General features: G+C 71.8%; 7 protein-coding genes and 1 pseudogene. 2 read left to right on the forward strand and 6 right to left on the reverse strand.

Annotated features, from left to right (window positions below):
• Positions 1-281: pseudogene (locus tag MXD58_RS11300) on the forward strand (GNAT family N-acetyltransferase); the annotation flags it as partial.
• A 446-nt stretch (positions 282-727) separates the two neighbouring features.
• The gene (locus tag MXD58_RS11305) at positions 728-1,801 is read left to right on the forward strand and encodes an SMODS domain-containing nucleotidyltransferase (RefSeq protein WP_248841228.1); all 1,074 of its coding nucleotides are present in this window, start codon (positions 728-730) and stop codon (positions 1,799-1,801) included.
• Between the two features lie 13 nt (positions 1,802-1,814).
• On the opposite strand, the gene MXD58_RS11310 is transcribed toward MXD58_RS11305, so the two are convergent.
• The 6 genes from MXD58_RS11310 to MXD58_RS11335 form a co-directional block, all read right to left on the reverse strand.
• Positions 1,815-3,206 (reverse strand): PH domain-containing protein, encoded by a 1,392-nt coding sequence (locus tag MXD58_RS11310; protein WP_248841229.1) that lies wholly within the window; start codon positions 3,204-3,206, stop codon positions 1,815-1,817.
• Positions 3,203-3,688, reverse strand: coding sequence for a PH domain-containing protein (locus tag MXD58_RS11315; RefSeq protein WP_248841230.1), 486 nt, complete (start codon positions 3,686-3,688; stop codon positions 3,203-3,205). Before MXD58_RS11315 ends, MXD58_RS11310 begins: the two co-directional genes overlap by 4 nt.
• Before the next feature lie 147 nt (positions 3,689-3,835).
• A complete protein-coding gene (locus MXD58_RS11320) occupies positions 3,836-6,037 on the reverse strand; it encodes an MMPL family transporter (protein ID WP_248841231.1) in 2,202 nt (733 codons plus the stop codon).
• A 222-nt stretch (positions 6,038-6,259) separates the two neighbouring features.
• Positions 6,260-7,195 (reverse strand): pseudouridine-5'-phosphate glycosidase, encoded by a 936-nt coding sequence (locus MXD58_RS11325; protein ID WP_248841232.1) that lies wholly within the window; start codon positions 7,193-7,195, stop codon positions 6,260-6,262.
• An 83-nt stretch (positions 7,196-7,278) separates the two neighbouring features.
• A complete protein-coding gene (clpB, locus tag MXD58_RS11330; RefSeq protein WP_248841233.1) occupies positions 7,279-9,897 on the reverse strand; it encodes an ATP-dependent chaperone ClpB in 2,619 nt (872 codons plus the stop codon).
• A 211-nt stretch (positions 9,898-10,108) separates the two neighbouring features.
• Positions 10,109-10,525: a heat shock protein transcriptional repressor HspR gene (locus MXD58_RS11335; RefSeq protein WP_250609294.1), complete on the reverse strand. Its 417-nt coding sequence runs from the start codon at positions 10,523-10,525 to the stop codon at positions 10,109-10,111.
• Positions 10,526-10,622: the final 97 nt, after the last annotated feature.

The following is a 10,622-nucleotide window of genomic DNA, read 5'->3' on the forward strand; positions in this document are numbered from 1 at the left end:
GGTCCGAGCCATCCGCCGTGGGTCTGCTGGCCGCGGACACCCATGGCCGCCGCGCGGTGGTGGGGGTGTCGATCGGGCAGGGCGCACGGCGCGACGGCTACGCCACCGAGGCGGTGCGGGCGGCGGCCGGCTGGATGGAGCACCGCGGCGTGCTGGTCGAGACGCGGATCCGCCGCGGCGACGCGGTCGGCAAACGGTTGGGGCAGGCCACCTCGTTCGTGCCGACCCCGGTACTGGTAGCCGAGTGGTGGCGGATCTGGTTACGGCCGCCGGCCGGCTGACCCATACCCCCGCGGCACGCACCGCTGCCCGCCGCCCGGCCGGGATCGCCCGGGCCGCCCAGTGGCGGGATTACCCTGCACATGTCCTCCCACCTGCGGCGCAGTGGGCCGAGCCCGGTGGCAACGGCCAATTGCCCAACCGAAACCGTTGTGTTACCCGGTCAACATTGTGTATCCGTTGCTCCTTTGGTGGCTCATTGTCGGGCACGCGACAGCAGCATTCTCGTAGTTTCGCGGTCACAGCCCGGCCGGCGGACACGCCGCGCCGGCAGCCCCCTGTTCAGACCGTGATGCCCTGGGGCACCATGTAAAGCGATGTCGCGACCGTTGGCCGACGGGCCGAGCTAGGGCGGGACGTCCGGGGGCGGTCCGTGGGAGGCCCGTCCCGGGTCCGGGGAGGGGAGCCCGAACGGTTCGGCGCTACCTGCGCCTGGGAGGTCAGCAGCATGAGCGTGGAAACCCCTCGGGGTACGCCGGCCGGAGTCCGGCCGGATGAGGTCACCTACGACCATCTGATCATTCCGTCGCACTGGCGGCGGTCGAACGAGTCCACGCCTGACGCGCCCAACGCGCTGTTCCCGGCCGACGAACCCGCGGGCCACCAGCCGTCCATGTCGCCGATCAACCCGGCGACCGGGGCGATGACCGGCCCGCTGCTGGTCGGTACGACCGCGCGGGCGTTCGCCAAGCTCGACGACATGGTCCGGCTCAGTGTCGAGGACAAGGCGGTGATCGCCGCCCGCCGTGACGAGGCGGACCGGGCGCTGCGGGCGATCTTCCCACCCCGGTGCGCGCTGCCGCTGGTCGGGGTGGCGACGATCGGTTCGGCCGGTCGGGACACGATGATCAGCCCGCTGGACGAGGTGGACATCTTCGCGGTGTTCTCCGCGGCGAACAGCGCCTGGAAGCGTTTCCGCTGGGATTCCCGCGACCTGGTGTTGTGTGTGCGCAACGCGATCGGTGGTGAGCGGATCCAGACGATCGGCAGCCGCGGCCAGGCGCTGCGCATCGTCTACGACTCGCCGCCCGACGTGCACCTGGTGCCGGCCTTCGACCATCCGCGGGCCGGTTACGTCATGCCCGACCGAGTCGGCGGCTGGCTGCCCACCCGGCCGGAGCGGCACATGAGCTGGATGGCCGATCTTGGCCCGCGGGTCATGTCGGCGGTGCGGCTGCTCAAGGCGTGGAACCGGGTGTGCGGAAGCCATCTGCGCTCGTTCCACATCGAGGCACTCGCCGGGCAGGTGCTGGCCGGTCGTGGCCTCAACACCCGGCAGGGCCTCGCCGAGGTCTTCCGGCATATGGACGAGGACGGCCTCGCCGTGGCCGACCCGGCCGACGTGCGCGGGGACCTGTCCGGCTATGTCCGTCCGGAGGATCTCGAGGCGCTCGGCGAGAACATCAGACTCGCCCGGCTCTACTCGGCGAAGGCGGTCGCCGCCGAACAGGCCGGTAACCACGAGGAGGCCGTGGCCCTGTGGGGCTCGGTGTTCGGCCCGGAGTTCCCGACCTTCGGCTGAACCGGCCGCGGTCTCAGGTCAGCCAGCGGTCCGGAGGCGACCGGTCCCTGCTCGGTCGGGATCGTTCCGCCTGTGCGATGACCAGGCGCAGTGCCTCGTCGCCGTCGCGCTGGGCGGCTTTCACACGGACCGGACCGCCGGTGGTGTCGAGATGGACGTCGGCCAGTCGCAGCAGCCGCGCCAGCGGGTTGGCCACCAGCCGGATGCTCTGCACCTTGCCGTGCGGGATCACGTCAAGGTGCCGGTGCAGTAATCCATGCTGGGAGACGAAGACCTGCTCGTCGGCACCGCAGGCGAGCACCCACCAGTGCAGGGGAGCGAGCGCGACCGCGCGCCGCGGCGGGCGGGTCAGCTCGACCGCCGCCACGTCCACCCCGGGCAGCAGCGCGCCGACCAGCGTCAGCGCGTCCTCCCGCCGGGTGACGGGCAGCAGGACCGACGGCCCGTTGCCGGCCACGTTCATCCGGATGGTGACCCAGCCGAACGGTCGCCACAGCAGCGGTGCGCGGATGCTGATCGCCTGCACCCGCCCCGGCGGGATGGTGGCGTGGGCCCGCCCGAGCAGGCCGCTGTCGATGCGCAGGCCGTTCGGTGATTCCGACAGGAGGTACGGGTAGCCGCTGGCGAAGACCCGAACGGTCCGATGCCAGAGCCAGCCGAGCAACGGGATCGCCCCGACCACGCCGGCGAGGGTGCCGGTGAGCAGCGACGGCACGGCGATCGCGGCCGCCCCGAACAGCGCCACCCACGGAGCCGGGGACAGCGCGATCGCGGCGATCAGCCGGCGCGGCGGCACCTCGGCCAGGGGCGGACGGTTCGGCGCCTCGGCGGTGTCGCTGGCCAGGCCCGTCGCGCTCGCCAGCAACTCGGCGCGCAGCCGGTGGGCGTGCCCGATCGACAGGTAGCGCAGGTCGGAACCCGAGTCGCCGCCGTCGGTGTCGTGCCGTTCGCGGTGCTCCCGGCGCTCCCGTCCGGCGAGATCCAGCCGCAGGATCGCCAGGCCGGCCATCCTGGCGACCAGTGGCTGGAGGATGTCCACGGACTGGAGCCGGTCGAGGCGGACGTAGCGGGTGCGCCGCAGCAGCACGCCGGTGTCCAGCCGCAGGCCGTCGCGTTCGATCCGGTAGCGGGTGAACCGCCAGGCGCAGTAGCCGTAGGTGCCCGCGGCCGGGATCAGGAAGATCATGGTGAGGCCGAAGGCCCGGGCGGTGATGTCCGTGGCGAGGTCCCGCCCGACCGTCGCCACGAACGCGCCGATGATCACCCAGCTGCGCAGGAACGGTGTGAGCGGATGCAACCGGCTGAACCCGTCGGTTCCCGCCACGGGGGTGGTCGGCGAGGCCTGGGGTGGTGGGGTGGCGGGCCGTGCCGCTGGCCCGTCGGCGGTGCCGGGCTTGGCGGTCACAGCCCGGCCGACCGGGCTTCGCCGCGTTCGGTGAGGGCGTCCCGAAGCCGCGCGGCCTCGGGTGGGGACAGGCCGGGGATGACGGCGTCGCTGGTCGCGGCGGCGGTGTGCAGCTGCACCTTGGCGATGCCGAACCGCCGGGCGAGGGGGCCGGAGGTGACGTCGACGAGCTGCATCCGTCCGTACGGGACGACCACTACCCGTCTGATCAGCACGCCCCGGCTGATCAGCAGATCGTCCTCCCGCTCGGCGTAGCGCCAGGCCCGCCAGACCCGGCCGATCGAGTGCCAGGTCCACCCCGCCGCCGCCAGGGGCACGGCGGTGAGCAGGACCCACGGCCAGCCGCCGAGAGTGGCGGAGACGAGCATGGTGAGCGCCACCGCGGGGACGGTGCCGAGCAGCAGAAGCGTCCGCCGAAGCTGCCGCAGGGCCGGCGGCAGAACCCGCCAGCGGGTGGGATCAGGCAGAAGCGCTTCGGCCATAGGGCAACCTTAGGACGCGGCTGTGACCCGCCCGACCGGAATGCGTGCAGCGGGTGGTAGTCCGCGAACACACGTCCGGTTTGACGGCCTGATGGCGCCGGTGCCCCGGCGGCGGTCGACTGTGGCCTACCCGCACGGCCATACCCGTTATGGTCCGTGCCGGGGTGGTGGCAGCGCGCCGATCTCCAGGTGGGCCGGGGAGCTGACCGGGAGGCTGTCGTCCTCGCGGGCGAGGCGGCTGGGCCACCAGATCCGCCGGTCGATATCCAGTGTGAGGGCCGGCACCAGGATCGATCGCACGACCAGGGTGTCGAGCAAAACGCCGAACGCAACCAGGAAGCCGACCTCGGCGAGCTGGACGAGCGGAAAGATGATCAGGGCGGAGAAGGTCGCGGCCAGGACGACTCCCGCGGACGTGATGACTCCGCCGGTCACCGCCAGCGCGTGCAGCACGCCGGGGCGGGGGCCGATCCGCTGGGCCTCCTCCCGGACACGGGTCATCAGGAAGATGTTGTAGTCCACCCCGAGCGCGACCAGGAAGATGAATCCGAACAGTGGCAGGGACGGGTCGGAACCGGAGAAGTCGAAGATCCACGTGAAGGCGACCGAACTCGCTCCCAGTGCGGCGACGAAGGACAGCACGACGGTCGCCATCAGCACGAGCGGGGCGACGATCGCCCGTAGCAGGAACATCAGGACCATGAACACCACGGCCAGCACCAACGGCATGATCATGATTCGGTCCCGTACCGCCGCGGCCCGCACGTCGAGGTTCACCGCCGTGTTCCCGCCCACCAGCGCCTGCGAGCCGGGCACGCGGTGCACCCGGGTGCGCAGCTCGCGCACGGCGGTGAACGAGGCCGGGCTGTCCGGCCGGTCCCGCAGCACGGCGAGGTACTGCACGTGGGCGCCGACGCGACCGGTCTCGAACACGCCGGCGATCCCCGGGGTCCCCCGGATCGCGGCCTCGACCAGCGGCGCCGCCGCGCTGGCGGCGATGACGTAGGTCGGCGCCGTGATCCCCGCAGGGAAGTCGGCGGACACCTGGTCGATGCCGCGCACCGCCTCGACCTCGTGCCGGAAGCCCTGGTCCCCCCGCAGCGAGGTGTCCATCGCGAACAGCCCCAGCGCGAGGGCGCCGAGGGCCAGGGAGGTGAGGACCCAGACGGTGCGGGGCCGGCGGTCGATCGCCGCGCCGATGCGGACCCAGCGTCCCGGTTCCTCGGCGAGGTCGAACTCGGAGAGGTCCTCGTGGCCCGGGACGGTCGGCGCGGCGAGGGCCGCGGCGTGGGCGGTGAGCGCCGCGGGCCCGCGCCGGGCCGTGTCGGTGACCGGCGGATGTTCCCCGAAACGGGGGATCCTGGGCCAGAACAGGCGCCGCCCGCCCAGCACCATCGCCGCAGGCAGCAGAGTGGTCATCGTGATCAGGGCGGTGGAGATGCCGATCGCCCCTACCGGCCCGAGCCCCCGGTCCGACGCGAGCACCCCGAAGAGCAGGCAGAGCATCCCGATGATCACAGTGCCGGCGGACGCCACGATGGCCGGGCCAGCGCGCCGCAGCGCCTCGGTCATCGCCTGCCGCGGTTCGCGGTGGCGGGTTAGCTCCTCCCGGTAACGGGCGATCAGCAGCAACGCGTAGTCGGTACCGGCGCCGAAGACGAGGACCCGCAGAATGCCGGAACTCTGCCCGTTGACCGTCAGCCCCGTGTGCCGAGCCAGCAGGTAGATGATGCCGGCGGCGGTCTGGTCGGCGATGCCCACCGACATCAGCGGCACCAGCCACAGCAGCGGACTTCGATAGACCACCAGCAGGATCACCGCGACGATCGCGGCGGTGACGAGGAGCAGCCGAGACTCGATCATGCTGAACAGGTGGAAGGTGTCGGCGATGAGACCGGCCGGACCGGTGATCATGACATCCGCGCCGGCGGGGACGAGCGGGCGCGCCACGTGTCGCATCTCCCGCACGTCGGCGGTGAAGGCACTCGCGTCGTCCTGCTGCGCCATCGGGATGGTGAGGATCAGCGAGCGGCCGTTCGGCGAGACGATCGGCCCGACCGCCGGCCCGGAGGCGAACGGGCGCAGCGCACCGGCGACCGCCGTGGCCGCGCGCCGGTCGGCCGCGGTGAGGCCACTCGGACGGCGGATCACCACGACCGCGGGTACGGCGTCCCCGCCGGGAAAGTTCCGCTGAGCCGCGAGCAGGCGGGTGGACTCGGCGTCCCGCGGCAGGTAGGCGGAAGCGTCGTTCTTCTGCGCGTTGTCGATGCGCAGGGCCATCGGGCTGAGCATCCCCCCGACAGCGACCCAGAAGACGATCACGATCCAGGCGGACCGACGCCCGAGCATCCATGACACGATCCGCCGCCCCCTCCCGGCCGGGCCGTGGGCGGGTCACCGCCCAGGCGTGCGTCAGGCAGTGACTCACCCCGATGCGAGCAGGAGCTGTCTCACGACCCGGCGTCACGGCCCGCCACGAATCGTCGCAGGTCCGTGGCTCGTGCGCCGGTTCGGAAAGCGGATCGTCAGCTGTCCGTGCCCGCGCGTTGACGCTGTTCCAGGCCCTGCGGACTACCGCGCGGCCGCGGACCCCGGAGCGTGCCAGGCGAGGGCGACGTCAGCCGCGACGGCGACGTTGTTCCGCACGGCGTTGATATTCACTTCCAGGCTGGCCCCACCGGTCTCGCGGTGGAAGGTCTCCAGCAGGAACGGTGTGACCGCCTTCCCGCGGATGCCGCGTTCGGCCGCCCAGGCCAGCGCGTCGGCGAGCACGCGATCGTGCAGGACGGGATCGAGCGCCTGATCGGCGGGCAGCGGGTTGGCGACGACGATGGCGGAGGCGAGTCCCAACGTGTCCGCCGCCGTCATCGTGTCCGCGACCTGCTGCGGATCGCTGACCCGCCAGTCGAGGTCATAGCTGGTGTGCGGTAGGTAGAACCCGGGGAAGGTGGACGTCCGGTATCCGAGGACGGTCACGCCGAGCGTCTCCAGCCGTTCGAGGGTGGCGCCGACGTCGAGAATCGATTTCACCCCCGCGCACACCACCGTGATCGGCGTCGCCGCCAACGTCACGAGGTCGGCGGACTCGTCGAAGCTGTCCTGCGCACCGCGGTGGACCCCACCGAGGCCGCCGGTGGCGAACAGGCGGATCCCGGCGCGCGCGGCGAGCAGAGCCGTGGACGCCACTGTCGTCGCGCCCGATCTGCCGGTGGCGCAGGCCGCCGGCAGGTCCCGGACGGACAGCTTGACCACGTCGGGGTCGTCGGCGACCCTGAGCAGATCGGCCTCCTCGAGGCCGATCCGGGGAACGCCGTCGATCACCGCGATGGTCGCGGGCGTCACACCTCGGCGCTGAAGGTCCTGCTCCAACTCGACGGCGACGTCGCGGTTGCGAGGCCTGGGCAGCCCATGCGCGATCAGCGTCGACTCCAGCGCCACCACCGGTTCACCGGCGGCTAGAGCCGCCTGAACCGCCGACGAGACGACAATGTCCGATCTGACCGCCATGAACCGACCCTATGCCGGCGCCCCTCCGCCACCACCCGACGGCGGACCCGCTCCGGTTGGAGCGGGTCCGCCCGCTGGGTCACTCAGAGCGTCTTGGCCGTCGTCGTCACGGCGGCGGAGACAGTCAGCCCGGGCCCGTCCGGCGCGGCGTCGACCAGCACCTCGTCGCCGTCGCGGACCTGGCCGGCGAGCAGTTCCCGGGCGAGCTGATCGCCGATCGCCGTCTGCACCAGCCGGCGCAACGGTCGCGCGCCGAAGACCGGGTCGTAGCCGACATCCGACAGCCAGCCCTTGGCCGCGTCGGTGACGCTCAGGGTGATCCGGCGATCCCGCAGACGATTCCGCAGCCGGTCGAGCTGCAGGTCCACGATGTGGGTCAGATCCTCCCGGCCGAGCTGATCGAACACCAGGACGTCGTCGAGCCGGTTGAGGAACTCCGGCTTGAAGGCGTCCCGCACCGCGACCATCACCGACTCCCGCCGCACCTGGGGGTTGAGTGTCGGGTCGGCCAGGTACTGCGAGCCGAGGTTCGAGGTGAGGATGAGGATGGTGTTGCGGAAGTCGACCGTCCGGCCCTGCCCATCGGTGAGGCGACCGTCGTCGAGGACCTGCAGCAGCACGTCGAAGACATCGGGATGGGCCTTCTCGACCTCGTCGAGCAGGATCACGCTGTAAGGCCGTCGGCGGATCGCCTCGGTGAGCTGTCCGCCGGACTCGAAACCGACGTAACCGGGCGGCGCTCCGATCAGGCGGGCGACCGAATGCTTCTCGGCGTACTCGCTCATGTCGATGCGCACGACCGCACGCTCGTCGTCGAACAGGAAGTCGGCGAGCGCCTTCGCGAGCTCGGTCTTGCCGACGCCTGTCGGCCCGAGGAAGAGGAACGATCCGGTAGGCCGGTCAGGATCGGCGATGCCGGCCCGTGCCCGGCGCACGGCGTCGGAAACGGCGCGCACCGCATCGGCCTGCCCGATCACCCGGGCGTGCAGTTCGGACTCCATCCGCAGCAGCTTCGCGGTCTCGCCTTCGAGCAGCCGGCCGGCGGGAATGCCCGTCCAGGCGGCGACGACCTCGGCGACGTCGTCCGGACCGACCTCCTCGTTGAGCATCGCACCGCCGGGGGCGTCGGCCCCGACCAGCGCGTCGGTCGCGGCGGTGAGGCGCTTCTCCAGCGTCGGAATGGTGCCGTAGCGCAGCTCGCCGGCCTTGGCCAGATCAAGGTCCCGCTCGGCGAGTTCCGCCGCCCGGCGCGCGTTCTCCAGCTCCTCCTTGATCTTCTGGACCTCGGAGATCGAGTCCTTCTCGCGGTGCCAGCGCGCAGTCAGACCGGAGAGCTCTTCACGCCGGTCGGCGAGTTCGCGCTGCAGCCGGCCCCGCCGTTCCCGCGATGCCTCGTCGTTCTCCTTCGACAGCGCCATGTCCTCGATCTCAAGCCGGCGAACGGCCCGCTCGAGCTCGTCGATGGCGACCGGTCGGCTGTCGATCTCCATCCGCAGCCGGGAGGCCGCCTCGTCCATCAGGTCGATCGCCTTGTCCGGCAGGAACCGTGCGGTGACGTAGCGATCCGACAGCGTGGCCGCGGCGACGAGGGCGGCGTCGGTGATCCGCACACCGTGGTGAACCTCGTAGCGCTCCTTGAGGCCGCGCAGGATGCCGATGGTGTCCTCGACGGTCGGCTCGCCGACCACGACCGGCTGGAAACGCCGCTCCAGGGCGGGGTCCTTCTCGATCCTGGTGCGGTACTCCTCCAGGGTGGTCGCGCCGATCATGCGCAGCTCGCCGCGGGCGAGCATCGGCTTGAGCATGTTGCCGGCGTCCATCGCGCCTTCGGCGGCGCCGGCGCCGACCACCGTGTGCAGCTCGTCGATGAACGTGATGATCTGGCCCTCGGCCTCGCGGATCTCGTTGAGGACGGAGGTCAGTCGCTCCTCGAACTCACCGCGCAGCTTGGAGCCGGCGACCATCGAGCCGAGGTCGAGCGAGACGATCCGCCGGCCGCGCAGTGACTCGGGCACGTCGCCCGCGACGACACGCAGCGCGAGACCCTCGACGATCGCCGTCTTGCCGACGCCCGGCTCGCCGATGAGGACTGGATTGTTCTTGGTGCGCCGGGACAGCACCTGGATCACCCGGCGGATCTCGGGGTCACGACCGATCACGGGGTCGAGCTTGCCCTGCCGGGCGCGCTCGGTGAGATCGATGGAGTACTTCTCCAGCGCGCGGTAGGAGCCTTCGGGATCCCTGCTGGTGACCCGCCGGGCCCCGCCGCGCACCTTGTCGAAGGCGGCCCTCAGCGCGTCGGCGGAGGCCCCGGCACCGGTCAGGATGTGGCCCGCCTCGCCGCCCTCCTCGGCCAGCGCGACCACCAGATGCTCGACGGAGGTGTATTCGTCGCCCAGCCGGGCGGCCTGCCGCTCGGCGTTGGTCAACACGGCGATGAGCTGGCGGGAGAGCTGCGGAGCGGAGACGCTCATCCCGGTCGCCCGGGGCAGCCGGGACACGGCGGCCTCGGCCTTGGCGCGGACCGCGTCCACCGACGCGCCGACCGAGGACAGCAGCGTCGCACCGACCCCGTCGGGAGCCTCGAGCAACGCGGAGAGCAGGTGGAGTGGATCGACGAGCGGCGACCCGTCCCCGGTGGCTCGACTGATCGCCGCGGAGAGGGCCTCCTGCGAGCGGGCGGTGAGGCGTTCTGCGTTCATGGCGGATCCCAGCTGGTCGGCGAAGCGCGGAGTCAACCTACTCAACGCTCATCTTACCTGAGTCGTTCCCACTCAACCTTGGTAGTTCTGGCGGTGGGTCGGTGGCAAGGGCGCGGGCCAACAGCGAAAGGGGCTTCTCCCGGCCCGTCCGGGCCGGGAGAAGCCCCCGGGGCGATGCGGTCAGGCCGGCGTCCCTGGCCGGCGGATGCGGTCAGCGGCGGGGCAGTGGTCGCCACACCACCACTGCCCCACGGTCGATCGGTACGAGATCCCGCCGATGACTCGCGTGCGCCTCGGCGACCTGGCGGGCCGCGTCGGCACGGGCCTTCGCGAGTTCCTCGGCGAGCTGGCGGACCTGCGCCTGCAACGCCATCACCTGAGCACCGAGGCGCAGCACCTGCCGGATCCCTTCGAGGTTGACACCCTCCTCCTGCGACAGTCGCTGGACCTCGCGCAGTAGGGCGACGTCCCGGGCGGAGTAACGCCGCCCACGCCCAGCGGTGCGACCCGGGGTCACGAGCCCCAGCCGGTCGTAGGAGCGCAGGGTCTGCGGGTGCATCCCGGCGAGCTGCGCCGCTATGGAGATCACATAGACCGGCGCGTCCTCATCGTGCGCGGGGCCTGGCAGCGGGCCCGTCGGATAATAGCCGTCCGGACGTACCTCTCTGGCCGAGGACGCCGCCTCGGCCGTACCCGGCTCGCCCGGCCGCCGGGCCGGTGCCGCG

This window comes from Frankia sp. AgKG'84/4 (genome assembly GCF_023242965.2).
In the GTDB taxonomy this organism is placed as follows: domain Bacteria; phylum Actinomycetota; class Actinomycetes; order Frankiales; family Frankiaceae; genus Frankia.

Excerpts from the sequence above, each read along its gene's own strand:
- MXD58_RS11305 (WP_248841228.1), top strand. The coding sequence starts at position 728 with ATGAGCGTGGAAACCCCTCGGGGTACGCCGGCCGGAGTCCGGCCGGAT.
- MXD58_RS11315 (WP_248841230.1), bottom strand. The coding sequence starts at position 3,688 with ATGGCCGAAGCGCTTCTGCCTGATCCCACCCGCTGGCGGGTTCTGCCG.
- MXD58_RS11320 (WP_248841231.1), bottom strand. The coding sequence starts at position 6,037 with ATGCTCGGGCGTCGGTCCGCCTGGATCGTGATCGTCTTCTGGGTCGCT.
- MXD58_RS11325 (WP_248841232.1), bottom strand. The coding sequence starts at position 7,195 with ATGGCGGTCAGATCGGACATTGTCGTCTCGTCGGCGGTTCAGGCGGCT.
- clpB (WP_248841233.1), bottom strand. The coding sequence starts at position 9,897 with ATGAACGCAGAACGCCTCACCGCCCGCTCGCAGGAGGCCCTCTCCGCG.